The following is a 26,172-nucleotide window of genomic DNA, read 5'->3' on the forward strand; positions in this document are numbered from 1 at the left end:
GTGCTGGCGAAGGTGTCATCGCGGCGAAGGCCCCGCTCGAGGAGATGACGGCGGGCCAGATCCCGAAGTGGTTCGCGGCGGCGGTGAGCGTGATGTCTTGGCCTGGCGGGCTGGCCTGGGGTCCGCGATCTCGGGGACCGCGACCGTCGTGGTCAGGAGACGGAAGACCTCACGTGCGATCGCGCGCTTGAGAAGCCGGAGGATCTCCTTCTTCGTCCGTCCGGCGTCGGTCTGTCGGGCAACGTAGTCACGGGTGCGCTGATCTCGGCGCATACGGACGAGCGCGATCCGGTGGAGGGCCGCGTTGGCCGCGCGGTCCCCGCCGCGGGAGAGCCGGTGCCGGTTGGTCTTGCCGCTGGAGGCCGGAACCGGGGCGACGCCGCACAAGGCGGCGAAGAACGCCTCCGTGCGCAAGCGGGCGGGATTGTCACCGGCCGTGATCAACAGCTGTGTCGCGGTGTCGGGCCCGATGCCGTAGGCGGCGCGCAGGCCAGGGTTGAGCCGCGTGACCAGGACGTCCAACTCCGAGGTCAGAGCCATGTGTTCGGCGGTCAGGCTCTGGACGCGCCGCGCGAGCGTGCGCAGAGCGGTCAGGACCGGAGCGTGGATGGGATCGCTGCCGATGCGGAGCCGGACCAGGGCGGCGACGCGCATGTCGCCCCGCAGCACCTCGTACTTCGCGCGGATCCCGTCGGGTGCGCAGATCCGGATGGGTCCGATCTGGTTCAGTGCCGCGGTACGGGCCTTGATCGCGGATCGTGCCGCGTTGTGCAGTGCCCGGATCCCGGTGCCGGTATCGCCCTTGGGGGCGCTGGTGGCCCGGCCGGACACGACCGCCCGAGCGGCGGCGTAGGCGTCAATGGGATCGGACTTGCCGATCCTGCGGCGCTCGGCCTTGTCCGGCCGGTTGACCTCGATCACGGTCGGGCCGGCCTCGCGGGCCGCTCGCGTGAACCCCGAGCCGTAGGAGGATGTGCCTTCCACCCCGACGGAGACGACAGTGCCATGAGCGGCCATGAACGCGATAGCAGCCTTGTATCCAGCGGCCGTTGTGGGGAACTCGGCGTCGGCGAGCTGCCCGCCGCGGTCAGTCACCACGGCGACGTGGATGGTGTCGGCGTGGGAGTCCGCTCCGCCGATCACCACGTGTTCGACGACGGCTTCGGTGTCCGTTCCTGTCATGCTGGAAATGCCTTCCTGACCGGAGGTGGCTCCGGCCGGGCGGGGCAGACAGGACAGTGATGGGGCCTTTGGCCAGGCTCCTATAAGGTCATGATCCACCCGGCCGGGGCCTCGGGAACGGGCCCCGGCCGGGTGGACAGACCAAGGCGAAGACAGCCCAGCAGGACGTCAGTCAGTGATCGAGTCACGACCACCGGGAACCCGGATACCACTATCACTGTCCGTGATCGTGGAGATGGTCGTCTTGGAGACTTCAGCGCTGTAGACCTCCGCGAGATGGACGGAGATCTCCCCGTGGGTCAGGCCGCGGGCCGACAGCGAGAGCACCATCTCATCAACGCCGGTCAGCCGGCGCTGCCGCTTCTTGACAATCTGCGGCTCGAAGCTGCCCGTCCGGTCCCGGGGGACCGCGATCTCGACCGGCCCGACCTCGGTCACCACAGTCTTCGAACGAGTGCCGTTGCGGGTGTTGCCGTCGGCGGCCCTCTCATGCTTCTCGTGGCCGAGATGATCGGTGATCCCACCCTCGAGAGCGGACTCCACGAGCCTCATCGTCAGCTGCTGCTGCAGCAGCCCGCCCTCACCGGTCAACTTGATCCCGCCAGCCTTCGCGCGGTCCACCAGTTGCCCGATCAACTGGTCGTCCAGGGCCTCCGGCATCCCAGCGGGCTGCACTTCCTCGACGGCCTCAGCCGAGACGATCACGTCTGTCATCAGGTGTTACTTCCTGTGCGAAGATCCACCGTTGACCGTACAGACCCTGACAAGTCGTTCGAACTACAGGTCTCTACACCCTCGTTGTCAGAGGCAGCGGTCAGGATGCCGGTCATGACAGACGGAACAACCTGGCTTGCTGCCCCTCAATCCATCGCCTTCGGGGGCTACTACGTGGTGCTCGCCCGCGGGCTGTCGCCGGAAGAGCTTGCCGACCGCCTCGCCGTGTCCGTGCTGTACGACACGGAGCACATCGCCGTGGCGGTCGGGGAGCACGCCGGAGAGTCCCTTCTGGAGCTCATAGACGACACGTACGGCGATCCCCTCGACGGTATCGGTCTGCGCCTCGGCCGAGCCGGGGACCGGTCGTACGCGGTCGCGTACGGCGGTTGGCAGGGCGAGTTCGGCACGCTGGCACCGGTATCGCGCGGCGGCGCGCACGTCTGCCTCCTGGAGTACGAGGAGGAGAACGGCAAGCCGGTCCCGCCCTGGTTCCAGTACTTCCACGACGGCCGCGTGCTGAGTGGCCGCAACCTGCACCTGGACACCTCGTGGGGCTACCAGGGGGTCGACGGCGACCCCGCGACGGCCGCCCGCGTGCAGGAGCTGCTGACCGCCGCCGGCCTGCCGGACCCAGAGCGGGACCGAAGGGGCTCTGCTGGCCGATGAGGCCGCGGGCGATGTGACAGTGATGTGGCCGGACTACCAGCGGATCATCGCGCTGTTCGCGACGTCGGGGTCGGCCTGGCGATGCAAGGACGTGTGCGTGGAGCTGAAGCTGGGGACCGAGGCCCGTCACGTGGAGGGCATGCGCTCGAAGCTGAAGCGTCTGGTGGAGCGGGGGATCCTGGCCGAGACCGCGCCGGGGCTGTTCAGGGTGGACGGACGGGAGTTGGGCTGGTGAGCGCCGCCCTGGAGACCGGCCCTCTGGTGGTGGCCGAGTCCGCGTTCGCCGCCTCCCGCGGCCTGTTCGAGCAGGTCGCCACGGATCTGACGTCGCCGGACGCCGCCGTGTTGACGCATTCAGGGCTGGAGGACCTGCTCGCGGCGCGAATGCGCGAGGTGACCCGGCAACTGTTCCAGGACCATCTGGATCTGCGCGCGGTGCGCGAGCGGCGGGCCGATCCGGTGGTCGATGCGGCCGGTGTCGAGCGCACCCGGATCGAGCGGGGCCGGACCCGGATCCTGGCCACGGTGTTCGGGAAGGTCACCGCGACCCGGATCGCCTATCGGACCACCGGCTCGGCCGATCTGCACCTGGCCGACGCCGCGCTGAACATGCCGGCCGGGATGCACAGCCTGGGGCTGGCCAAGCTCGCCGCCACCGAGTCCGCCCGCGGCTCCTTCGCCGAGGCGGTCAACCGCGTCAACGCGCTGACCGGCGCAGGGATCGGCCACCGGCAGGTCCAGGAGCTCGCCGCGGCCGACATCGACGCTTTCTACCAGGCCCTGGTGCCCGAGCCGTGCACCGACGCCACGCTGCTGGTGCTGTCCACCGACGGCAAGGGCGTGGTGATAAGGCCCGAGGCGCTGCGCGAGGCCACGGCGAAGGCCGCCGCGGCCAAGAACGGAAACAAGATGGCGAGCAGGCTCGCGCCCGGGGAAAAGAACGGCCGCAAACGGATGGCCACCCTGGGCACCGTCTACGACACCGAGCCTGCCGTCCGCGGCGTCGACGACATCATCGCCGACCCCGCTGACCCCGTGAAGGAGCGTCGCCCGGGACCGAAAGCCAGGTCCAAGTGGCTGTGCGGCTCGGTGAACGACACCGCCGAGCAGGTCATCGCCGCCGTATTCGACCAGACCGAAGCCCGCGACCCCGGGCACCGCCGGACCTGGGTCGTGCTGGTCGACGGCGCCCGGCACCGGCTCGACCTCATCCGAGCCGAGGCAGCGCGCCGGAACGTCACCGTGCACATCGTCATCGACATCAGCCACGTGCTCGAATACCTGTGGGGCGCCGCGCACTGCCTGCACCCGGCCGGCGACCGCGCGGCAGAGACCTGGGTCGCCCAACACGCCCGCACCATCCTGGCCGGAGGCTCCGAGCAGGCCGCGGCCTCGATCAGCGCCGCCGCCGACGCCGTCGGGCTCAGGCCCGGTTCACGCAAGGGCATCGACGACGCCATCGGCTACTTGAAGAACAAGGCCGCCTACCTGCGCTACGACACAGCGCTGACCGAAGGCTTCCCGATCGCCACCGGGATCATCGAGGGGGCGTGCCGCCACCTGGTCAAAGACCGCCTCGACATCACCGGAGCCCGCTGGGGCCTTTCCGGCGCAAAAGCCGTCCTGAAACTCCGAGCCCCGCGCAGCAACGGCGACTTCGATACCTACTGGGCCTGGCAGGAGACACAGGAGTTCACCCGCAACCACCAGGCCCGATACCGCGACACGCTCATACCAGCGGCTTGATCACCAGAACCCTCATTGGATCTGCACCCAACTCCGTTCACGGAAACGAACAAGGACATGGCATCACCGATGTCGCATACGAGAGGCAGCCGCCACTATGGAGGACTCGCGAGCGCGGCGCGAACCAAGCCCACGCCGAGGCCCCCCAAGGCTGAAGGCGTCACCATAGTTTCCGCGGGGCCACAAGGGCAACACGGTGCCATTGCGCAGTCAGCGGGCACAGGCGACGCCCCCGGCAGATGCCAGCCCCCAGTCCTGCTGTGGCAGATGACCGGTCGGGCAGGAGTCCGACCGCCACGGAGGTGGCGGTGACCTGTACGAGACGCCACACGCCACCTGGCCGCCGTGGCTATACGAGGCCAGGGCCGACACGGGTGTGCCCGATCGGTGAGCTTGCGCCGTTGACCGTGGAGTTGCCGGCGTGGACGACCCGGGACTTCGCCCCGGTGACCCTGTCCGTCGCCGCGGAGGCCGACGACACCGGGGACTTGCCGGCCTTGGACGCGGTCACCGTCACCGACAGCCGATGGCCGGCATCCCCCGACGTGATCGTGCGCGCCACTGCGGTGGCGCCGGTGATGGGCCGGCCGTCACGCAGCCACTGGTAGGCGTACGCCAGTCCGGTCGTGTTCCACGTCCCGGGGGTTGCCGTCACGGTGGACCCGATCACCGCCGGACCGGTGACCTTCGGAGGCGTCACGACCTCGATGACTTCGACATCCTGGGTGTTGATGACCAGGGTCGCCATCGGCTCGGGGTTGCCGGCGACGTCGGTCGAGAAGTAGTCGACCGTGTGGCTGCCGAAGCCCTTGACGACGGGCTTCTCGTCACTGAGAACCTTCCAGTCCTCGCCGTCGACCCGATAGCTCGTCGTCGCGACACCGCTCAGCGCGTCGTCGGCGGTCAACGTCACCGCGACCTGGTCGGCCGAGTCGGCACCCGGCACACGACTCATCGAGATATGCGTCGAGGGGGCGGTCGAGTCGATCCAGACATCGACGGTCTGCTCGCCGGTCGAGTTTCCGGCAGCGTCCCTGGCCCGGTACGACAGCGAGTGCTTGCCCTGGCCGGTCACCGCGACCGGACCGCTGTAGGCCTGCCAGCCGTCCGCGCCACCGACCTGGACGGTCGGCGTGGCGTCACGCTGGTCCGACGCGTGGATGGTCACGGCCGCATTCCCGCGGAACCAGCCGTTGTCGCCGGCAGGTGCCGCGGAGTCGACCGTGGCACCGGCGAACGGCGCCACGTCGTCGGCGCTGACCGCGAGAACCCACAGATCGGCGATCGAGGGATCGAAGGTGCGCTCGGGACCGCTCGGGAACTCGTACCTGACCCGCACCGTGCCGTCGTTGGCGAGGACCTCGGGATCGTCGACCAGGAGGTCGTACGTCTCCGTGCCCATGCCCGCGGCCTCGTGCTCGACGACCTGGGTCCTGATCAGGTGACCGTCGACGTACACGGGGTACTTCTTGGTCCTGGCCTGGTCGAACGTCTCGATGTTGCGCAGGATGAACGGCTTGCCGGGCTCGACGGCGACCTCTGCGGAGAACCAACTGCCGGGATAGCCCTGGTTGGCGTAGCGTCGGGTCAGCCCGGCCTCGACGTTGGTCCCGCTGTTCGGAGCGGCCTGGAGCGCGTGGGCGGTCTCTGATTCCGGTATGCCGAAGTCGACGTGGTCCAGCGCGGCCCCTGTCGGCGGGGTGGACAGCGTGACCGGGATCTGCGCGGGCTTCTGGTCCAGCGTCGTGCCCTCGCGCTCGAATCGCACAGTGACCGCGCCGGCGCCGGCCACGACATCCTGCGGGATGACGACGGGAGCCGTGACGCTCGCCGACGACCCGGCCTCGATCGTGACGGGGTCCGACGGCACGGGCGCGGCCCAGCCCTCCGGTGCGTCGACGACGAGTTGGCCGCGAACCGCGGTGCGTCCGTCGTTGGACACCTCGGCGTGGGCGACGGCGTGGTCGGCCGGGTCACCGTCGACCGTCGTGACGCCGACGGAATCGATGACGATCCCAGAGGCGACCTCGACCCACCAGGTGGACTCGGTCATCGTGAACGTGCCCGCATCGGTCGTGAAGGTGATGGTCGCCGCGGCGTCGACGCCTCCTGGCGTCCGGCGCTTCGGGACGGTCGTGGTGAATGGCAGCGCGACGGTCTCCCCCGCCCCCAACGACTGGGTCGACGGCAACGCCGTCTTGACGTCCCACCCGTCGACGGACACCTTCGCGGCGACGCCGGTGAGCTCATGATCGCCGCTGTTGGTCAGCTGCACCGTGCCAGCGAGGTCCTGGCCCGGCACGGCTGTTGAGGTGAGCGGAGGGATGGTGACCCGCACGCCGAGGCTCAGCGACACGGCCCGGCCCAGGAGCTGCTCGAGCCTCACCAACCGGGTGTCGAGCTCGCCGAGGACGGGCTCGTCGATCCCCGCTCCGTCCAGCTCGGCGTGGAGGTACTGGACGGTGGTCAGTGCGTCGATGAGCTTCTGCGGCTCGGTCGAGACGTCGCTGCCGTCAGGGGTGGCGGCCTCGACATCGGCCAGCGCCGCGGCCATCGCGTCATGCACTCGGGCACGCCGCGCGGCCGGGAGGTCACCGACATCCGCCAGTTCGCCGGCTCGGGCGTCCAGGCCCTGCACCGCGTCGACGATCGTGTCGAAGAGGTCGGGAGCCGGTGTGGTCGCGACCGGCAGCGCGTCGAAGGCCAGCAGCCCGACTCCGCGGGACGTGCGGATCATGGGGCCCGCTCCGTTGTGCGCGACGTACGCGAGGCTCGTGATGTCCAGCGCCGGGGCGGACAGCTTCAGTTCGAGCCTGCCCCGCGAGAGGTACTGGACATCCGTCACCTTCGCGGAAGTTCCGCGCAGCCGGAAGTCGGCGCCTACGCCGGGGTCCACTGTCAGCGGGTCGGTCTTGGACGCGAGCTGGACCCTGATCGTGTCGGCCTTGCGGGACGTGAACGACGCGGACACCGGATTGGGCGCGGCGACGCCGTCGGAAGGTCCGTCGTACAGATCACGCATCAGGGTCGCCGCCACCTGCTCCCCGAACAGCTTGTAGCCGTTCGACCAGCCGAAGTGGCAGCTGTCGTGGTTGCTCAGCCCGGTCGGCGACAGCACCGTGACGTCGAGCGTCTCCGGCATCCGACGCTGGGCGTCGCGCAGGGCGACCGCCTCGGAGTTGAGGCACGGGGACGTCCGGACCTGGGTCACGTACACCCGCGGCTCCTGGGCGCCGCGCGCGCCGCCGAAGTCGTCACGCCAGTCGACCAGCAGGTTGGTGAACCCGGTGACGTGCTGGGCGGCGTTGTCCGCCTCGGACTCCCCTTGATAGAACAGGACGCCGGAGATCTTGTCGATCGTTCCGGACTTCACGAGCCGCTGCCGCAGTCGGCCGTAGTTGGTCGAGATGTCGTCCGGATCGCTGTCGTTGCGCTGCAGGAAGCCGATCGGGGCCCCGCCATGTGCGCCGTTGATCACTGCGACGGGCACCTTGTTCTGCTCCGACAGCACCCGTGCCATGCGGATACCCCACTGCCCGACCGCTCCCTGGTTGTAGAACGGCTCCCCCGCGGCGAACTTCCACTCACGGTCGGCGCCCGAGACGTCGGGCTGGAAGTCATTCGTGCCGTACGTCCGCAGGAACGGCGACATCTCGCCACGGGATCCCGGCTCGACCCAGGCGGTCGCCTGAGCGTTCGACTGACCCTCGATCACGAACACGTCTCCCGAGACGACATCGGTCCAGTGACCCACGGTGCGTGCCCGGCCGCCGGACACCGTCTCGAGGGTGAAGTCGTACGTGTGCAGGCCCGCCGTGAGGTGCCGGTCGAAGGAGAACGAGTCACCGGCCCGCTGCTCCTCGACCTCGTCCTTGCCCTCGGACGTGGTCGTCAGGCGCACCGTGTCGACTTCCGGCGACGTCACGGCGCCGGCGATCCTGACGTCGGCGCCATTGTCGGCGCCGCGCGGATAGAGCTGACGATCCTGCGGTGCCGAGGTCAGCTTCACGGTCGACGGCCGGGCGAACACCGTCAGCGTACGGGTGTCGAAGGAGCCCGCGTCGGCTGCGAACGTCCAGTCCGGTTCGCCGGCCGGCTGGTTGCCCATACCGATGTCCATCGGCCCGCCACCCGTGAAGTGGTTCACCGCGAAGGCCGTGCTCGGAGCGACCGCCGAGTCTGGATCCGCGCCGACGCTGTGCACCTGGAAGCTGCCGTAGAAGCCCGGCGAGGGCACGTCATCGGCGTCATACGCCGCGGAGGAGGCGTCGGCTATCTGGTCGCTGACGGTCTTCTCGTACGAGTTGGGCCACATCTCTAGGTACCCGGGCATCCCGGTGCCGGTCCTGACGCCGGGGACGTTGGAGGCGACGTCGAGGTCGTCGACCCGCTGGCGCGTGATCTGCCCCGGCCGTGTGGGCAGTCCCAGACGTCCGGGATCGTCCGTGAACGCCTCCATGTCGGCCCACACCCATTGGGTGCCCGAGCCCGAAGTCGTCTCCAGGCAGTACCCGACGCGGTCGAAACCGCCGGACACCGAAGCGGTGTCGTCGAATGAGTACGGCACGTCCTGGTTGCTCCAGTCGGCGCCCGTCGGAACGTCGAGTTGGAGCACGGGTTGGAAGCCCGCCGAGCCGGCGTTGTCCCCACAGGACGTCGGCTCGGCGGACGCGGCTTGCGCCACTTGCGTCACGCCGGGAAGCACCGCCACGACGAAGGCCGCTGCCAGAGTGAAGGTGACAAGCCGGGCGCGCAGGGCGATCTTCACGGGGACTCCTCGGCTCGGCTGTCGGTTGGCGGTTGGCGGTTGGCGGTTGGCGGTTGGCGGTGGATCGGGCGGGGCTCGTGGATCAGAGCACGCGAACGTGCACCTGGGAGGAGGATCCCTCGACCGACGCGTCGCCGGCGTAGACCACCTTCAGGGTGCGCAGGCCCCGTTGATTCATCGTCAGCGCAGTCGAGGCCGTGCCGCCGGCCGAGAGTGTGAGGGTCTTGACCCGGTGCCCGTTCTCGTAGACCAGCACGCTCCCGCCCGGTGTGCCCGCCGTGGTCGAGACCGTGACCGTGAGCGTCACCGACTGCTTCTTCTTCACCGACGTCGCGGAGAGGCCGACGACGACCTGAGACTTCGCCGCGGTCACCCTGGCGGTCTCGGCCGAGGTCGACGACGCCGGAGCCTTTCCGGCCTTGGACGCGGTCACCGTCACCGACAGCCGATGCCCCATGTCGGCCCGGACCAGCCGGTAGGTCGAGGCGTTCGCGGCGCCGATCGGATGCCCGTCGCGGCGCCACTGGTAGGCGAACGACAGGCCCTTGGTGTTCCACGAACCCGTGGTCGCGGTCAGCACCGAGCCGTACTTCGGTGTCCCGGCGATCTGGGGAGCGACCAGGGCCTTGATGGTGTCCACGTCCGCCAGGTCGACGGCCACCGAGTGCACCGGCTCCGGGTTTCCGGCCACGTCGGTGGAGAAGAAGTCGACCGTGTGCCGGCCGAAGCCCTCGACCGCGGGAGTCTCGCCGGCCAGCACCTTCCAGGCGCTCCCGTCGATCCGGTAGGTCGTCGTCGCGACGCCGCTGAGCGTGTCCTGGGCGGTGAAGCCGACCGTGGCCCGGTCTGCCTCCGCCGTCCCGGGCCCGCGGGTGACCGCGAGCTGGGTGACGGGAGCGGTCCCGTCGATCCATATTTGCGCGGTCCGCTGACCGGTGGAGTTGCCGGCCGTGTCCTTCGCCCGGTAGTAGACCGAGTGCTTGCCGTCACCGCTGACCATGACCGGAGCGACGTACGCCTGCCAGCCGGCGGACTGGCCGACCTCGACCGAGGGAGCGGTGTCCCGGTTGTCGACGGCGGCGACGGCCACGGAGGCGTCACCCCGGTACCAGCCGTTGTCGCCAGGCGCGGCGGCACTGGTCACCGTCGCGGAGGCCAGCGGAGCCAGGCTGTCGTCGGACACCGGCAGCACCCAGCTGTCAGCGATCGACGGGTCGAAGTAGCCCGAGGCATCGAGCGGGAACTCGTACTTGATCCGTACGGTGCCGTCGTTGTCGATCGCGGCGGGATCATCGATGACCGTCTGATAGGTCTTCGTGCCCATACCGGTCTCGGTGCGCTTCAGCATGTACGTCTTCACCAGGGTGTCGTCGACGTAGATGTTGTACTTCTTCGTCCTGGCGCCATCGAACGTCTCCCGGTTGCGGAGCATGAAAGGCTTACCCGGCGTCACATGCACCACGGCCGAGTACCACGAGCCCGGGTTGGCCGAGTTCGCATAGCGTCGGTCGAGGCCGGCTTCGATGTTCGTCCCGCTGGCCGGTGCGGCCATGATTGCGTGGGCATTCTCCGAAGCCGCGTTGCCGAAGTCGACGTAGTCGAGGACATCCTGCGTCGGCGGTACCGCGAGGTTGACCCTGATCGTCGCGTTCTTGCTGGCGAGCATCGCACCCTCATCGACGAAGTCGACCTCGGCGTCCTGGTCACCCGCGACGGTCTCGAGTCCGGGGAACAGCGGGAGTACGACGACCTTGGTCGCCCCGGGCTCGATCGTGACCCGGTCGGAGGCGGGCGGGGTCTTCCACCCTTCCGGCAGGACCGCCGTGACCTGGCCCGACACGGCGGAGCGGCTGTTGTTCTTGACAGTCGCGGTCAGAGTGGCCTTCTCGTCGGAGCCGTCGACCGGGTTGGCCGACGTCACGGTGGTGATGTCAACGCCCGACGTCACCGAGACCCACGGCGTCGAGTCGTTCAGGGTGAACGTCCCGTACTGGCTGGTGAAGGTCAGCTTGACCGAGGCGTCATACGTGCCGGGCTTCTGGTGTTTCGGCACACTGACCGTGAACGGCAGTTGTGCGCTGTCGCCCGCTCCGACCGTGTCCTTGGTCGAGCTGGTCGGGTCGACATTCCAGTCGTCGACCGTCACGACGGCCTTCAGATCGCTGATCGCGACATCACCGGCATTCGCGATCCCGATCGTTCCGGGGACGCTCGCTCCGGGCAGCCCCGGCTCGGCGACGGGCGGGACAACCACCGAGATTCCGAGACTCGCGGCGACCGCCTTGCCGAACAGCGCCTCGATCGACTCCAGACGGGTCGTCAGGTCGTTCTTGACCGGTCCGTCGACCGACGAGTCGGCCAGCCAGGTCTTGAGGGTACGGATTGTCGCCACGCCGTCGCTCAGCCGCTGCGATGCCTGACCCGAATCGCCTGCGACGTCCGCCGCGAGGGCATCCTCGACCTTGCCGCTCGCGGTGTCGAGTGCCCCACCGATGTGGGTGCGGCTCGCCGCACCGAGGTCACCCGCAGTTGCCAGGTCGCCGGCATGGTCGTCGGTCTTATGGATTTCAGAGACGATGTCGCCGAACAGGGCGCGCTTGGTGTCGGAGTGGATCGAGTACGAACCCGAGCCGACGGTGAACGTCACGACACCCTTGCCGACCGATACATCGCTGACACCATCGGCCTTCGTGATCGGCGTGCCGCCCTCGGTCACGGCCTCGATGTTTCGGGCCGGGATGCTGACTCTCGAGGTCGTGTTGACCGGGACCGTGATGTCCAGGGACATTCCCTGATCGGTCTTCTTCCAGTTCGAGCCGATCGTCCCGTACACGGATTCGTAGGTTCCATGGCCGCTGGTCAGGTCGCCGCCCATGGCCGGGGCGATCTTCGACTCCTTGTAGCCGGCCTTGATCGCCGAGATGCCGCCGATGTTCTGATACATCCAGTCACCGACCGCGCCATAGGCGTAGTGGTTGAAGGAGTTCATGCTGACATCGCCGAAACTGCCATCGGGGTTGATCGAGTTCCAGCGTTCCCACATCGTGGTGGCACCGTGCTCGATCTCGTAGCCCCACGACGGGTAGTCCTTCTTGAGGATCATCGTGTAGGCCAGGTCGGACCGCCCGATGCTGCTGAGCGCCGGCAGAAGCCACGGTGTTCCGAGGAACCCGGTCGTGAGGTGGTAGTCGCTGGTCTTGAGCTTGGCGACGAACTTCTCGCCGACCTTCTCGCGCAGCGCCGGATCGGTCACGAGGTTCATGCCGAGCGCCATGGCGTATGCCGTCTGGCTCCCGCCTTGGACCGTGCCGTCGGCCGCCACGAGCTTCGACGTGAAGGCATCGCGCACATCGGCTGAGAGCTTCGCATAGGTCGCCGAGTCGGCGTCCTCACCGATCGCTTTCGCCATCTCCGAAAGCATGCGCGCGTCTTCGGCGTAGTACGCGGTGCCGAGGACATCGGTGCCGGTGTTGTCGTCGAGGTTGAGCCAGTCGTTCCAGTTGCCACGCGCCGAGTCGATGAGGTCGTCGCCCGCGCCGTTCTTCACGAAGCCGAGGAACTTCTTCATCGACGCGTAGTTGGCCCGCACGATGGCGTTGTCACCCTGCGCGTGCCACACCGCGTACGGCACCGTGACCGCCGAGTCGGACCAACCGAGGCCACTGCCCATGTCGATCGTCGGCACCGATGGAGCGATGCCCGGGTAGTTGCCATTGCTATAGGCGGAGTCACGCAGGTCGGTCGTCCACTTGCCGAGGAACGCGCGGGTGTCGCGCAGGTAACTCGCGGTCGGCGAGAAGACGTTGATGTCGCCGGTCCAGCCGAGGCGCTCGTCACGGGCCGGGGTGTCGGTCGGGATCGACAGGAAGTTGCCGCGCTGTCCCCACGAGATGTTGCTCTGGAGCTGGTTGAGCATCGCGTTGGAGGTCGTCAGCGTTCCGGTCGCCTTGAGATCGGAACCCCAGACGACGCCGGTGACATCGCCGAGTTCAGGTGCGCTCGTGACATTCGAGATCTCGAGGTAGCGGTAGCCGTGCTGCGTGAACTTCGGTTCGTAGACGACCGTGCCGCTCGTGCTGAACGTGTAGTAGTCGGTGACCTTGGCCGCGCGGAGGTTGGCGGTGTAGAGGCTCCCGTCCTTGTTGAGGACCTCGCCGTAGCGGATCTTGACGGTCTGTCCCGTGACGCCCTGCAGGCGCATCCGGGCGACGCCGACCATGTTCTGGCCGAGGTCGTAGACGTAAGTGTCGGCGGAAGGACTGGTCCTGGTGAGTGCCGGAAGCTCGCCGGTCGCGCGCACGGGCTCATCGGGCTGCGGCACCAGCTTGGCGGTGTCGGAGGCGCCGACCGTGGCAGGGTTCCACGCCGCGTCGTCGTAGGCGGGGCGGTCCCAGCCGGGCTGTTCGGCCCCCGCGTCATACGTCTCACCGTCGATGTTGTCGGCAGCCACGTATGGACCCGAGTGGCTCTTCCACGTGCCGTCGGTCTTGATGACCTAATGGGTGCCGTCGGTGTAGTCGATGCGCATCTGCGCGATCAGGCCGACCGAGTTGCCGAACATGCCGGGGCCCCACATGCCGACCTTGCCGGCCCACCAGCCGTCACCGAGCTCCGCGCCGATCGCGTTCCGGCCGTTGGCAAGCTGATCGGTGACGTCATAGGTCTGGTACTGGATGCGCTTCCTGTAGTCGGTGTCGCCAGGGGCCAGGAACTGGTCGCCGACCTTCTTGCCGTTGAGCTCCAGCTCGTAGGTGCCGTGCGCGGAGGCGTATACCCTGGCCCGGGCGACCGTCTTGTCGGGGTCGGTGGTGAACTCCTTGCGCAGAAGCGGCAGATTGCTGTCGCTGGTCCGCAGGATCGCGTCGAGCTTCTTCTCCACGAGCAGGCCGTCCGGCGTCAGGGTGCCGCCGGTGAACGGGTCGGTGGGCCCGGAGAAGTCGGTCCGGAACAGCACGTCGCCGGCCTTCGAGGTGACCTTGACCGCGTGGATGTGCGCTGTCTCGGGTCCCTCGTTGGCGAGGTCCTGGCGGAAACCGATGAAGCCCTTGGCGAACGTGGCATCGGCGCGACTGTCGATCTCGGCGCCATCGAGCCTCGTGGTGATCGTGGGGCCGTCGACGGTGATCGACAGGCGGTGTGTGCCGGTGAGCAGTTGGGCGGATGTCAGGGTCGTGATCGGGATGTTCCCGAGCAGGGAGTAGCCGCCGTTGACCTTCTTGTGCGGCCGGAACTTCGGGACTGCGGTCCCGTCGGCGGTGCTGACCTGCCACATGTACGCGTTCCCGGTGTCCGACGCGCGCAGGTAGACGCCCAACGCCAGGTTGTCGAGGGTGAAGTCGACGTCTGTGGTGTAGTCGGTCCACTTGTCCATCTCGCCGCCGGCGGACTTGCCGATCCAGTCGCCGGTCCACTCGGCGGCGTCCAGGATGCCGGTCTCGAACCAGCTCGGAGCGCTCCAGTCGCCGGCCTGGTCGTCGCCGTCCCAGACCCTGGCCTGCCAGTAGTAGCGGGTCTGCGAGGCCAAGTCCGGCCCGGCATACCGCACGTCGAGCTGGTCGCTCGACTCGACCTTCCCCGAGGACCACACGTCGTCGGCGGCTGCGCTCGTGCCGACCCGGACCTCGTACGCGCTCTGCACCACGCCACGGGCGCCCGACGTCGACTTCCAACTGAACGTCGGGGCGTTGCCCGCGATGCCGAGCGGGTCGGTCCGGGCGTTCGTCTGGAGAGCGCCGACCGCGAGGCCGTTCCCCTTCGTTGCACCGGCCGCCGGGTCCGCGACCAGGAAGGCGACGGTCACCATGACGAGGGCCGCAAGCAGCGCGAAGAACCGGCGCCCCACTGGGGCGGCGGGTGGGACAGGGAGTGCGGCAACTGGTCTGGCAGGCGTCATGCCGACGGGCCTTTCGTGGCAAGAGGGGGCCCTCGCGGTTCCCACTGCGAGGTGAAACGTTCCAAAAATGATGTGGCAGTCGTCACATGTCAAGGGTTTGGACAACATCGGCCACCGCACTTGACCGCGCCCAGGTGCGCAACCACGCCACCGAGCCCACGCTTACCGTTGATTGAAACGACACATTGTCGAGCCGTGGCGGCGGCGATCTCAGCTGAGCTCACCGCGAACCGCCCAGACGACCGCCTCGATCGGCGTCCCACGTCAAGGAGGTCGCACAGGGCCCGCAACCTGCGGCGCAGGGCCCGCTCGCTGGTGTCGAGTTCGCGTGCCGGCGCCTCGGGCGCGCGCCCAGCCGCGCGCCGGACGACACGGGTCGAAGTTGATCCCCAGGGCGGCGAAACGGGCGGCGGCTCGGCGTACATGGCCCTGCGGTCGATCCGCCGGCCGGAGCCAAGGATCAGGCGACCGCGCCCCCGGCGGCCTCGGACCCGGCGGTGGGCCCGAAGTCCACGTCCTCGCCGCCGAGCCGCAGGCGCACCGCCTTTCAGACACTGCTGTCCGAGCCCAGGTGCGGCACGTCTGCGGGTCGGGTCAACGCCGTGGTCGGGAGCGACCATGCGGTCTGTCCGGCCGCCTCGCCGAGAACTGACACGCTCCGTCCGACTACAGCCGGCAGAAAGCCAGGGCAGGCCACAGAAAAATCAGCGCCGCCTCCTGGTCTTGGCGTTTCCGTTGGTCTCCTCAACCGCTACAGGCCATAAGCAAACGCCAAGTGGGTTGGGTGTGGCTCTTCCGCAGGGACTCTGATCAAGCGCTGAGCTGGGATGTTGTTGGTTGGGCTGCGGTGGGTCATGGTTGTCTCCTACGGTGCCGGGCGAGGTGATGGCGATGGGATCGGTGTTGGGGCGTCTTGAGAAGCTGTCCTCTTACCGCTCTTGGGGTGTGCGAGGCGAACGGGTATCCGGTGTTGACGTCCGGATCGGGTGATCTTCAGGCCGTGCGTGCATGAAGACAGGGCCCCTTGGTAACATGCGCGACGGCGCTGACGCCCGGGGCCTTCCCGAGCCGCTCGCGGTGTACAGGTCCCACCAGGCGGGGTCACTGTCCTCCAACAAGCTGTCGCTCGTCCCGTACAACTGGGAGCTGTACCGCGAGCACGAGGGACTGTCGGTCCCGCGGGCGACGCGGGCGCTGGCCGGCGCTGTGTGGCAGTCGCTGCGCAACTCGCGGATCTAGGAACCTCCGCGAGACCCGGCCAGACACCCGCCCGCACGACCTACGAGGCGGCCTGACCCGTGGCGCCCGCATTGCGCAGGAACAGTTGGAGCAGCAGGCGGCGGTTCTCGGGCGTGACACCGTGCTGGCCATCGCCGAGCGGCTCGCGGCCGTGGACCCAGCGGTGCTGGTTCACGATCAGGAAGTCGCCGCGCTGGAGCGTGTAGGAGACCTGGCCGGCGACCATCTGCTCCGCGAGTTCCTTGGCCGCCTGGGCGTGCTCCTCGTCGAGGCCGGACTCGGCGAGCATCTTGGCGGTGAACCGCACGAACCCGCGGTCCTCGGGCTCCCCGTCCAGGACAGGGAACGGCGTGTACTCCTCGCCGACGTCGGACAGGCCGAAGAAGCCTCCGTAGCGGTACGCCACGTATGCCAGGAGGGCGCGACTCGATGGCGTCAGGCGCGATACGGCCTCGCGAGCATCGGAAAGGACGCTCGCGCCAGCTCCGAGCGGGTCGGGGCGGACGCACAGAAGCGTGGTGTGGTCCGGCGGCAGGGTTGCGTTGACCAGGTCCATGTGGAATGCGTTGTACCCCGTACCGGTGGACAGGCCGGGATTGGCGTTGAGGTTGGTCCCGATTTCCTTCCACAGCGACCATCGCTGGAAGGGCTGGAAGGGGATTGCCACTTCGGCGAGAATCGCCGTCGCCAAGCGGAGGAACTGTTCCTCGACCCTCAGGGCCTGGGCGATGTTCCCCAGACGTACCACGGCGTACCCGCCCTTCTCCCCGTTGAGCGCCGCGAGAAGGGAACCCCGGATCTCGTTGAACAGCGGAGCCGAATCCAGTGCGGTCCAGCGGCTGGTGAGCGCCTGCAACCGGCGTCGGGACCGGTTCCTGATCGCCCTCCTCGACGACTCGGGGCTGCGGATCAGCGAGGCCCTGGGCCTGCGGCATGCCGACTTGAACCTCCGCAAGGGCGAGGTGCACGTCGTTCCGCGCGAGAACAACGCCAACCGGGCCCGCGTCAAGGGCATGAAGGGCCGGATCGTCCCCGTGAGGCCGGAGCTGTTCGACCGCTACGCCGCCTACATGGAGAGCGAGTACGGCACGCTGGACTGCGACTTCGTGTCCGCCAACCTCTGCCGCAAGCCGATCGGCTCCCCGATGACCCGGGCGAACGTCAACGAACTGGTGGAACGCCTGCAGAAGCGGACCGGCATCGCCCATTTCTCGCCACACGCCTGCCGGCACACCTACGCCACACGGCTGTTGCGGGCTGATGTTCCGATCGAGGTCGTGGCCGAACTCCTTGGTCATGCCAGCCCGCAGACCACGGCCGAGACCTACAGTCACCTCAATGTCGAGGATCATCGCCGGGCGCTCCTCTCGGCCGGGATCATCCAGCGCCAGAGCATCCTTCTTGTCCGCCGTATACGGAGATTTGCGTCCCACCAGGACATCCTTCCTCGGAACAACAAGATCCATTGCCAGGGTGTCCACATCCCGGGGGCAGCCTCAATCCACGGCCTGTCCTGGTCGAACGTCATGGGCGGCACGGGCGCAACGGTGACGACCTATCAGCCCGGTCTGGGCGACCTGCACTCACAGGCAAGGCGTTCGGCATGGCGATCCGCTGATCCACCGGCCGTAACGGCCCTGGAGGGACCTTTCCTCGGGGGCCACCAGCCCTCGAAGAGATCCGGGCCGTCGGACGGCCCTCTGACGATCACGTCCGTCACCGTTCGTTTCGGCACCCAAGCACCTCAAGGGGCACGCGCCCGTCGCTCCCGTGCCCGCGCAACGGGCGGACCTGCATGGGGGTTCTCGCGTAGTGCCCGGGCGCGGCCGACACCACTGTGTCCGCGGCCGTCGGCGGCATCGGCGACGACCCGGGCCCACCACACCCGACGCACCGTCATGCGCGCACACTCAACAGCGTGACGGCCCCTCCTGAGGGGCCGTCAGCCGATCCGTCGCTCAGCTACATAAAAACCCCACACCGGGGCTCAGTGCGCGTGCGGTACGAGAACGGGCTTTGGCCGGGGGTGATGTTCTCATTCACCGGACCTGCACGGATCATGACCTCATGTCCCACACTTCACGGCGCAGCCTGCTCGCCATCCTCGCGGCCTCGGCCGCCACCGTCCCGCTGAGCGGTCTTGTCGCCGCCCCGGCCCAGGCCGCCGGGCCGGCGCCCGTCCCCGTTGAGCCCTTCCCCGGCCCAGCCGGCCTGACCTCGGCCCGTTCATCCGTGACGCTGCCCCCGCTGAACGCGTCGTACTTCGCACCGTTGACGCTGAACGCCTCGCTCACCGCCACAGTCCTCTCCGGGACCGCGACCCGCACCGAGGTCACCTCCGGCGGCAATCGCGTAGCGCTGCTGACCCACGGCGCTCGGACCGTCGTCCTGCCCGGCCCGACGCGTACGTTCACCGAGAACAAGAAGCCGTTCGTGGACGACTTCCAGCGCACGCTGCCGGACACGTCCCTTCCGGTCGCGGACCGCCAGTACTGGGGCACATCTCCGGGCGGCGGCAGCTGGTCCACCCTCGGCCCCGCCGACACCGACTACTCGGTCGTGCCAGGCACCGGCATCATCGCCCTCACCACCGACTTCGCCAGCCGCCACGCCACCCTGCGCGACAACGAGATCACCGACGTCGATGTGCGATCCGTGGCCCGGTTCGACAAGGTGCCCACCGGCCAGGCCTGCTCGTACGCCCTGTCCTTCGGCTACCAGGACACCCACAACAATTACCGGGCCCGGCTGTCCTTCCTCACGTCTGGCGCGGTCGAACTGCGTGTCGAGAAGGAAGTCGCCGACACGGTCACCCAGCTGACCGCGGTCGTCACCCTCGCCACGGGCGTGCCCGCGGGCACCGACTGGACGATCCGGGTGCGCCGCGAGGGCGCCCGCGTCCAGGTCAAGGCATGGCGCTCCTCCTCCACAGAGCCATCCGCGTGGACAGTGGAGGTCACCGACTCCACCTTCGAGAAGGGCCGCGTCGGCCTGCGCGCGCTCGCCAACGACGACTGCACCAACCTCCCGGTCAACCTGCTCGTCAGCCGCTTCGAGGTGGACGCCGCCAACTGGGCGACGCCGCCGAGCGTCACACACGACGACTGGGTGCGCGTGCTCCCGGAGCCGTTCAACGGTACCTGGACTCCGGCGCTGGAGCAGATCATCCGTGGCTGGGCCGGCTCCACGGTGCCGGACGTCCTCGCGTACGCGGCGATGTTCCTCGCCGGCGCGCCGGCGGTGACCAGTGGTTCCGGACCGGCCAAGGACAAGCAGGTCCTGGGCGAGTCGGGGTACGGCTACCTGAACCCGCAGGGCTACCGCTACGAGGGCGCCGACTTCCACGAGTACATGAACGTCGGCTGGACCTTCCCCGACGGCACCTACACCGGTCCGTCGAGCAAGCAGGTCGGCAACCTCGACTGCTCCGGCTACACGCGCATGGTCTACGGCTACCACATGGGTGTGCCGATGGCCGCGGGCGAGGACACCTCCGAGACCCGCATCCCGCGCAAGTCGCGGTACATGGTCGACTACGCGCCCGGCGTGCGCATCGACCAGACGACTGACGGCACGGCCCCGCCCGCCGCAGCTCTGCTGCAGCCCGGCGACCTGGTGCTCTTCAACGCCGACTCGGGCGACGACAACGCGACGGTCACGGTCGACCACGTCGGCATCTACCTGGGCAAGGACACGGCCGGCAAGCGCCGTTTTCTCTCCAGCCGCAAGACCATCCATGGACCCACCATGTCCGACCTGGGCGGCGCCTCGCTCCTGGACGGCACGGGCACCTACGCGAAGAAGCTGCACACGGTCCACCGCATCTGACACCGCGCCAGGCACTGAGCGCGGGACCTGCTGCGCTGGTCACAGCGAGCGATGTCGGACCTGCTCGATACCCGCGCGCAGGTCCTGTGCGATCTCGTCGTCGCGGCCGACACATCGATCACCACAGGTCTGCCGCCGACCGCCTCGTCCGCGACGTGCCGCACGTACCGGCTGTGCTCCCAGCCGGAGGACCAGCCGCAGCCCGGACACACAACGGCCACGCCATCCCGGGTCCGCGCCACGATGCGGATCAACTCCGTGCCCGCCCACAATCCACGGGATCTAATGACGGTTGAATGCGAGAGCTGACCAAGAACACCAAAGGCCCACCTTGCTCCGGCGGCCTGCTCGGCCCGGTCGTTCAGCTGGCTGTTGCGACGAGGCGTCGCAGCGTGACGTGGGCGGGTGGGCCCCAGGTCGGCTTGCCGCCGGGGCGGCCGTGGACGCCGGCATCTCCAATGAGGATGCAGACGAGGGCGCGCAGCACCGCCCAGCCGCGGGCGCGACGCAAGGTCGCGGCGTCCGGGGCCGGCCGGTAGGCCCCGTAGAAGTGGTCGGCGGCGCCGTCCGGCAGCAGTACCCAAGGGGCGGCGAGGTCGCAGGCTGGATCGCCTGCGAAGAGGTCGCCGAAGTCGATCACGCCGCAGAAGGTGCCGTCCGCGGTGAGAACATTGGCCGGATGCAGGTCGCCATGGAGCCACAGTGCCGGGCCCGCCCAGTCGGGCGCGGCGGCGTCTTCCCAGACCGCGCGGACGGCGTCCGGGTCGGGGATCAGCCCCAGCTCGGTGGCAGAGGCGAGCTGCTTGGCGAACTGCTCGGCATGGTCGGCCAGCGGCCCCCCGCGGTCACGACCGACGGGCGCCCCGGTGGGAGCGGGTCGGTGAAGAGCCGTCAGACTCCTCCCATGTCGCCGTCATCAACTCTGTGTTCTCGCCGGGTGCTGACGAACTCGCCCGCGCCGCACGGCTGGTAGCGGCCGTCGAGGAAGGGTGGAGGCGTGGTGCGGGCGCGGTCACGTTCGAAGGAGAAATGGTCGACGAAGCGATGGCAGACACCGCCCGGCTGTTGCTCGAACAGCACGCCGGCTACCCAGGCCCCCCGTCGGCCTGACCGAGCCTTACCAGAGTGACCGTGACGCCCTGGCCACGCAGGGCCTTGACGGTCTCCGGGTCCGCTTCGGTGTCGGTGACCAGGGTCCACGGCGGGGCGAGCCGGGTCCAGGCGTGGAAGGGACGGCGGCCCAGTTTCGCGGCGTGGGCGAGAACGTACACCCGCTGGGAGCGGCGGGCGACCAGCTGCTTGAGCCGCGTCTGGCGGTGATCGGCCTCGCAGAGGCCGTGTTCGGCGGTCACCCCGTCCGTCCCGAGGAACGCCCGGTCGAACGTCATCTGCTCCAGGGCGGCCTCGGCGAGCGGGCCGATGAAGCTCTGGCTGAGCGGGCGCAGGGTGCCGCCGAGGCACTGGACGTCGAGGGTGTCGACGTCGCCGAGTTCCTGAAGGGCGGTCAGGCTGCTGGTGGTGACCGTGAGCGGCTTGTGGCCGCGCAGTTCATGGGCGAGGGCACCCACGGTGGTCCCGGCGTCCAGGAAGACACTCTCGCCGGGGACGATCCGGGCGGCGGCCCAGCGTGCGATGGCCCGTTTGGCGTCGAACGCCTCGCCCGTGCGCTGGCGCAGGTTCGCCTCGGGGTGCGCGGTCAGGGCCATCGCACCGCCGTAGGTGCGGGCCAGCCGGCCCTCCCCGTGCAGCCGGGCCAGGTCACGGCGGATGGTGGACGCGGTGACCTCGAAGGTGCGCGAGAGTTCCTCGACGCTGGCCAGTCCGGTTGTGGTGGCGAGGTGGACGATCTGATCGCGACGGCGTGAACCCGTGACACTCACGGTGGATGTGCCCCCGTCCTGTGGTGATCTGAGTCGGCAGCGTGACGTCCGCGGCGGTGGCGGTGGGCGTGGCGGGTCAGCCGGTGGGGTTGGGGGCCAGCGCGGCCGCCTGCCGAAGTGCCTCGATCATGCTACCGGGATCGGCGGTGCCGGTACCGGCGATGTCGAAGGCGGTGCCGTGGTCCACGGAGGTACGGATCACCGGCAGGCCGACGGTGAGGTTGACGCCCGCCTCGAGGCCGAGGATCTTGACCGGGCCATGGCCCTGGTCGTGATACATGGCGACGATCAGGTCGTAGTCGCCTCGGCCGGCGAGGAAGAACGCGGTGTCGGCGGGCAGTGGCCCCCGGGCGTCGATACCGTCCGCGCGCAGGATCTCCAGCGCGGGGACGATCTTCTCTTCCTCCTCGCCGTAGCCGAACAACCCGTTCTCCCCGGCGTGCGGATTGATTCCGCAGACCCCGATCACCGGGTGCTCGACCCCGGCCCGCACCAGGGCGTCGTGGCCGCGCCGGACGGTGCGCTCCACCAGGCCGGGTTCGATCCGCTTGACCGCGTCGATCAGGCCGATGTGCGTGGTGACGTGGATGACCTTGACGGTGTCGGTGGACAGCATCATGGACACCTCCTCGACGCCGGTCAGGTGCGCGAGGAGTTCGGTGTGGCCGGGGTAGAGGTGGCCGCCGGCATGCAGGGCCTCCTTGTTGAGGGGGGCGGTGCAGATGCCCTGGACAGCGCCGGAGAGAGCGAGTTCGGCGGCGACCCGTACGTAGTGGTATGCGGCGTCGCCCGCGACCGCGGAGAGCTTGCCCCAGGGCAGGTCGGCGGGGAGCAGCCCCAGGTCGATGACGTTGATCCGGCCGGGGGTGAACTCGGCGTCCGCAGGCCCTTCGACGGTGACGATCTCCACCTGGCCGGCGAGTCCCACCAGCTCCGCGGCCCGGCGCAGCCGCTCGGCGTCGCCGACGACCACGGGCCGGATACGGCTCAGGGTGCCGGGGTCCAGCAGGGCGGGGACGATCACTTCCGGGCCGATCCCTGCGCCGTCGCCCATGGTGACGGCGATGACCGGCAGCGCGTCGATGTTCTCGGCGGCGGTCGGTGCGGTGTCGGCGGGAGCGGCGGGGGTGGCATTCATGAACGTGCCTTTCGCGTGGTCGTGAGAGGAGCGGCGGGGTTTCGGGGCCGGTCGGCCGGGGGCGGGAGGTGGGGCCGTCGGCGTGCAGGCAGCCGGATTGCGCAGAGCGCGGGCGATGACGCGTAGCGAGTCGGCGTCGCCGAAGCTGCCCGGCCGGGTGACGACGCTCCGGCCGTCGGGGGTGACCGCGAATACTGCCCCGTGGTGGACCTGTCCCAGTGGGCGCAGTTCGCGGACGGCGAGGGCGTCGAGCACCCGGCGGGCGGTCTCGCCGCCGGTGAGCACCAGGTCGGCCGGGCCGGGGGCGGCGTCGAGCAGGGTGGCGGCGGTACGGGCCAGGTTCTGGGCGAGGGCGCGGGCTGCGGCGGGGTCGGGCGGGCCGTTCTGGCGCAGGGTGAGCACGGTGATGCCGGAGCGGAGCGGGGGCGGGGGGTCGCCGGGGTGCGCCGCCCGCGGGTCCAGGGCGTACAGCGCCGCTCCGTCGCTGACCAGACGCCGCACCTGTTCGGCGGCGACGGGTTCGGCGGTGCCGACGACGACGAGCAGCGGGCGGGCGGCGGGGCCGGGCGGGGGCAGTCGCGCGGGTGGCCCGCCGCCGAGCGTCCGGCCCAGGGCGAGGGCGAGTCCGCCGGAGCCGGCCAGAGCGACACGGGGGTCGACGTCCAGTGCGGCGGCGAGCAGCGCGTCGAGGTCGGCGTCCGTCTCCGCGTCGGCGACGACGGGCAGGCCGGTGGCGAGCGCTTCGCACAGGGCGGTGCGCAGGCGGTGGGCGGAATCCCGTACGGCGGTGAGGCCCAGGAGCGCAACGGGGACGCGAAGTGCCTCGGCGACCGAGCGCGGCGGCGGGGTGGCCTCGGCGCGCCAGGCGTGCCCGGTGTGCAGGGGAACGCTGTCGGTGTGCAGGACGCCGTCGCGGACGGTGCGGTGGGCGGTGGGCAGTGCGGGGGCGAGGAGTACGCCCCGGCCGGTGGCCACGAGGGCGGCGATCTCGGAGGCGAGGTTCCCGCGCAGCAGGGAGTCGACCTTCTTCAGGACGAGGGTGCCGGGGGCGGCTCCGGTCATGACGGCGGTGATCCGGGCGGCGGCGCCGGCGGCGGAGAGCTGCCGGGAGTCGAGGTCGAAGACGGTGGTGGTGCCGGCGGGCGCAGACGCGGCTGTGCGCGGATCGAGCAGCACTCGGGTGCGTGTTGTGCGCGAGAGCAGTGCGGCGGCGGTCTCGGCGGCGCCCGACAGATCGTCGGCGACGGCGAGTATCCGCTGACCGGGTCCGAGCGGCAAGACGGCCCTCCTCGGGTAGGAATCATCTGCTGGTGGAGATGGAAGTCGCACCGCCGGTGACCCGCGCTGGACGGCTGCGCGTCCCGCCGGGCGGGGCGCTCTCGATACTGACACACGTTGCGCGATTCGCGCGAGAGACCTTGCGCATATCGCGCACGTCATGTCACGGTGACCGACACGAAACACCTGGCACCCGCCGCCGGTGGATACCAACCGGGGTCAGCGAGACGCAACCCCCGTAAATGTCAAGAGGTCAACGATGACCCGTTTCGATACCGGTGCGCCCCTGAGCCGACGCACCCTGCTGCGTATCGGCGCCGGAGCCGGTGCCGGCCTCACGCTCGGTCTTGGATCGGCGTGCGCCGGGCCGACCGGGGCTCCCGGACCGGGCACGATCAGTCTGGGGTTCAACCGCTCCCTGGTCAGTCTGGACAACAAGCTCAACCAGTTCGACGCGGCCCTCACCGTGCAACGCGCCGTCCGCCAGTCACTCACCCGGGTCGGCGAGGGACTCAAGCTCCAGCTGGTTCTCGCCGACCGTTTCGAACTCACCGCACCCACCCGCTGGACGGTCCGGCTGCGCTCGGGGGTGCGCTACTCCGACGGCAGCCCGGTCACGGTCGCCGATGTGGCCACCGCCCTGAAGATGTACGGCGAGGTGAACGGCTCCTTCATCACCGGTCTCTTCCCGGAGCTGCCGACCGTCGAGCCGGTGGACTCAAGGACCTTCCATCTGCGCACCGAACGTCCCGTGCCAGTACTCGACTACCTCATGGCGAACATCCTCATCACCCCTGCCAAGGCCAACCGCCCCGAGGAACTGTCCGGCGGCGTCGGCTCCGGGCCGTACATCGTGACGTCCGCCAACGGCGGCACAGGCGAATACACCCTGGCCCGCAACACCGCGTACTGGGGCGCCCGTCCGCGCATCGACAACGTGCGGGTGCGGTTCGTGCCCGAGGAGTCGAGCCGGGTGATGGCGATACGCGCCGGGGAGCTGGACGTCATCGACTCCCTCACCCCCGACTCCGCCGACCAGCTCGCCGGGCTGCCCGGGGTGCGTATCGAGCGGGTCTCCGGCACCCGGATCAACCAGCTCTTCTTCAACTTCCGCAAGAAGAAGGGCGAACCCCTGGCCGACCCCCGGGTCCGGCAGGCGCTGAGCCTGGCCGTGGACGGGCAGGCGCTGGTGCGCGATGTGCTCACCGGTTCCGCCGAGGGGGCGCAGGGTGTGGTGCCACTGGCTCTGGCGGGCGCGGTACGCACCGGCTCGTACGTCTACGACCCGGGCAAGTCGCGGAAGATGCTGGAAGCGCTGGGAGTCCGGGGCCTCAAGGTGAAGATCATCTGGGAGACCGGCGAGTTCGCCGCCGACACCTCCGTGATGGAGGCCGTCCTGGAGATGCTGCGCGAGGTCGGCGTCACCACCACCCTCCAGCAGTTCGAACCCGGCGGAGACATCCTGCAGTGGCGCCAGGGGCGTCGCGGCGACTGGGACATCCTCGGCAACGGCTACGGCAGCCCCGCAGGCCAGGCCATCACCACCCTCCAGGGCATGTTCGGCGGCACCGCGGAGAAGGAGATGACCCGCGACACCTACCAGGGCTTCGTCGTCCCCCGGATCGCCGACGCGCTCGCCAACGCCTCGGCCGAGACCGACACCGCCCGCCGCCTGGCCCAACTGGGCACCGTACAGCGGGAGATCTGGGCACTGTGGCCCGCGCTGTGGGCCTTCGTGCCCGATGTGGTCACCGCCCGGCGCAGCCGCGTCCAGGACCTGGGACTGCAGTCCGTCAACTCCTACGACCTCGCCACCGTGCGCCTGGAGGGCTGAGCG

General features: G+C 69.3%; 14 protein-coding genes and 3 pseudogenes. 7 read left to right on the forward strand and 10 right to left on the reverse strand.

What is annotated here, in order from left to right; translation table 11 throughout:
* Positions 1-15 precede the first annotated feature (15 nt).
* Together AB0I23_RS08195 and AB0I23_RS08200 are read right to left on the reverse strand one after the other, a co-directional pair.
* The gene (locus tag AB0I23_RS08195; protein WP_359107943.1) at positions 16-1,182 is read right to left on the reverse strand and encodes an IS110 family transposase; all 1,167 of its coding nucleotides are present in this window, start codon (positions 1,180-1,182) and stop codon (positions 16-18) included.
* Positions 1,183-1,401: 219 nt separating this feature from the next.
* A pseudogene (locus AB0I23_RS08200) lies at positions 1,402-1,842 on the reverse strand (transposase); the annotation flags it as partial.
* 168 nt (positions 1,843-2,010) lie between these two features.
* Here AB0I23_RS08200 and AB0I23_RS08205 point away from each other — a divergent pair.
* Genes AB0I23_RS08205 through AB0I23_RS08215 form a run of 3 tightly spaced genes read left to right on the forward strand, consistent with a single transcriptional unit; the run spans position 2,011 to position 4,311 of the window.
* Positions 2,011-2,565, forward strand: coding sequence for a hypothetical protein (locus AB0I23_RS08205; RefSeq protein ID WP_359107945.1), 555 nt, complete (start codon positions 2,011-2,013; stop codon positions 2,563-2,565).
* Positions 2,566-2,578: 13 nt separating this feature from the next.
* Positions 2,579-2,800, forward strand: a complete 222-nt coding sequence (locus AB0I23_RS08210) for a hypothetical protein (RefSeq protein ID WP_359107947.1) — start codon at positions 2,579-2,581, stop codon at positions 2,798-2,800.
* A 23-nt stretch (positions 2,801-2,823) separates the two neighbouring features.
* Positions 2,824-4,311, forward strand: a complete 1,488-nt coding sequence (locus tag AB0I23_RS08215; RefSeq protein ID WP_436846894.1) for an ISKra4 family transposase — start codon at positions 2,824-2,826, stop codon at positions 4,309-4,311.
* Between the two features lie 349 nt (positions 4,312-4,660).
* Here the strand turns inward: AB0I23_RS08215 and AB0I23_RS08220 are convergent, their stop codons facing one another.
* From AB0I23_RS08220 to AB0I23_RS08230, 3 genes and pseudogenes are all read right to left on the reverse strand, one after another.
* On the reverse strand, positions 4,661-9,079 hold the full coding sequence (locus AB0I23_RS08220) for an OmpL47-type beta-barrel domain-containing protein (RefSeq protein ID WP_359107950.1): 4,419 nt from the start codon (positions 9,077-9,079) through the stop codon (positions 4,661-4,663).
* Positions 9,080-9,161: 82 nt separating this feature from the next.
* Positions 9,162-12,023 (reverse strand): OmpL47-type beta-barrel domain-containing protein, encoded by a 2,862-nt coding sequence (locus tag AB0I23_RS08225; protein WP_359108041.1) that lies wholly within the window; start codon positions 12,021-12,023, stop codon positions 9,162-9,164.
* Positions 12,021-15,080 (reverse strand): annotated as a pseudogene (locus tag AB0I23_RS08230) (family 78 glycoside hydrolase catalytic domain); the annotation flags it as partial. The gene AB0I23_RS08225 and the pseudogene AB0I23_RS08230, both read right to left, overlap by 3 nt.
* Before the next feature lie 915 nt (positions 15,081-15,995).
* Here AB0I23_RS08230 and AB0I23_RS08235 point away from each other — a divergent pair.
* Positions 15,996-16,211: pseudogene (locus AB0I23_RS08235) on the forward strand (glycosyltransferase family 2 protein); the annotation flags it as partial.
* Between the two features lie 40 nt (positions 16,212-16,251).
* Here the strand turns inward: AB0I23_RS08235 and AB0I23_RS08240 are convergent.
* On the reverse strand, positions 16,252-17,067 hold the full coding sequence (locus AB0I23_RS08240; protein WP_359107952.1) for a TauD/TfdA family dioxygenase: 816 nt from the start codon (positions 17,065-17,067) through the stop codon (positions 16,252-16,254).
* On the opposite strand from AB0I23_RS08240, the gene AB0I23_RS08245 reads away from it, so the two are divergent.
* Positions 17,054-18,133 carry a tyrosine-type recombinase/integrase gene (locus AB0I23_RS08245; protein ID WP_359107954.1) on the forward strand — a complete coding sequence of 360 codons (1,080 nt, stop codon included), beginning with the start codon at positions 17,054-17,056 and terminating at the stop codon, positions 18,131-18,133. The two genes, AB0I23_RS08240 and AB0I23_RS08245, sit on opposite strands and share 14 nt — an antisense overlap.
* Before the next feature lie 145 nt (positions 18,134-18,278).
* Positions 18,279-20,039, forward strand: coding sequence for an NlpC/P60 family protein (locus tag AB0I23_RS08250; protein ID WP_359107956.1), 1,761 nt, complete (start codon positions 18,279-18,281; stop codon positions 20,037-20,039).
* 361 nt (positions 20,040-20,400) lie between these two features.
* Here the strand turns inward: AB0I23_RS08250 and AB0I23_RS08255 are convergent, their stop codons facing one another.
* From AB0I23_RS08255 to pdxA, 4 genes are all read right to left on the reverse strand, one after another.
* Positions 20,401-20,934: a phosphotransferase gene (locus AB0I23_RS08255; RefSeq protein WP_359108043.1), complete on the reverse strand. Its 534-nt coding sequence runs from the start codon at positions 20,932-20,934 to the stop codon at positions 20,401-20,403.
* Positions 20,931-21,119: a hypothetical protein gene (locus tag AB0I23_RS08260; RefSeq protein ID WP_359107958.1), complete on the reverse strand. Its 189-nt coding sequence runs from the start codon at positions 21,117-21,119 to the stop codon at positions 20,931-20,933. The genes AB0I23_RS08255 and AB0I23_RS08260 overlap by 4 nt, the downstream gene beginning before the upstream one ends.
* A 5-nt stretch (positions 21,120-21,124) precedes the next feature.
* Positions 21,125-21,919, reverse strand: coding sequence for a DeoR/GlpR family DNA-binding transcription regulator (locus AB0I23_RS08265; RefSeq protein WP_359107960.1), 795 nt, complete (start codon positions 21,917-21,919; stop codon positions 21,125-21,127).
* A 76-nt stretch (positions 21,920-21,995) separates the two neighbouring features.
* Positions 21,996-24,335, reverse strand: coding sequence for a 4-hydroxythreonine-4-phosphate dehydrogenase PdxA (gene pdxA / locus AB0I23_RS08270; protein ID WP_359107962.1), 2,340 nt, complete (start codon positions 24,333-24,335; stop codon positions 21,996-21,998).
* Between the two features lie 259 nt (positions 24,336-24,594).
* Here pdxA and AB0I23_RS08275 point away from each other — a divergent pair, with 259 nt between their 5' ends.
* The gene (locus AB0I23_RS08275) at positions 24,595-26,169 is read left to right on the forward strand and encodes an ABC transporter substrate-binding protein (protein ID WP_359107964.1); all 1,575 of its coding nucleotides are present in this window, start codon (positions 24,595-24,597) and stop codon (positions 26,167-26,169) included.
* Positions 26,170-26,172 lie beyond the last annotated feature (3 nt).

The organism is Streptomyces atratus (genome assembly GCF_040655115.1).
Classification (GTDB): domain Bacteria; phylum Actinomycetota; class Actinomycetes; order Streptomycetales; family Streptomycetaceae; genus Streptomyces; species Streptomyces atratus_D.

Bases quoted from the DNA above. Each gene is read 5' to 3' on its own strand.
- AB0I23_RS08195 (WP_359107943.1), bottom strand. From the start codon at position 1,182: ATGACAGGAACGGACACCGAAGCCGTCGTCGAACACGTGGTGATCGGC.
- AB0I23_RS08275 (WP_359107964.1), top strand. From the start codon at position 24,595: ATGACCCGTTTCGATACCGGTGCGCCCCTGAGCCGACGCACCCTGCTG.
- AB0I23_RS08205 (WP_359107945.1), top strand. From the start codon at position 2,011: ATGACAGACGGAACAACCTGGCTTGCTGCCCCTCAATCCATCGCCTTC.
- AB0I23_RS08250 (WP_359107956.1), top strand. From the start codon at position 18,279: ATGTCCCACACTTCACGGCGCAGCCTGCTCGCCATCCTCGCGGCCTCG.
- AB0I23_RS08225 (WP_359108041.1), bottom strand. From the start codon at position 12,023: ATGTATCAGAACATCGGCGGCATCTCGGCGATCAAGGCCGGCTACAAG.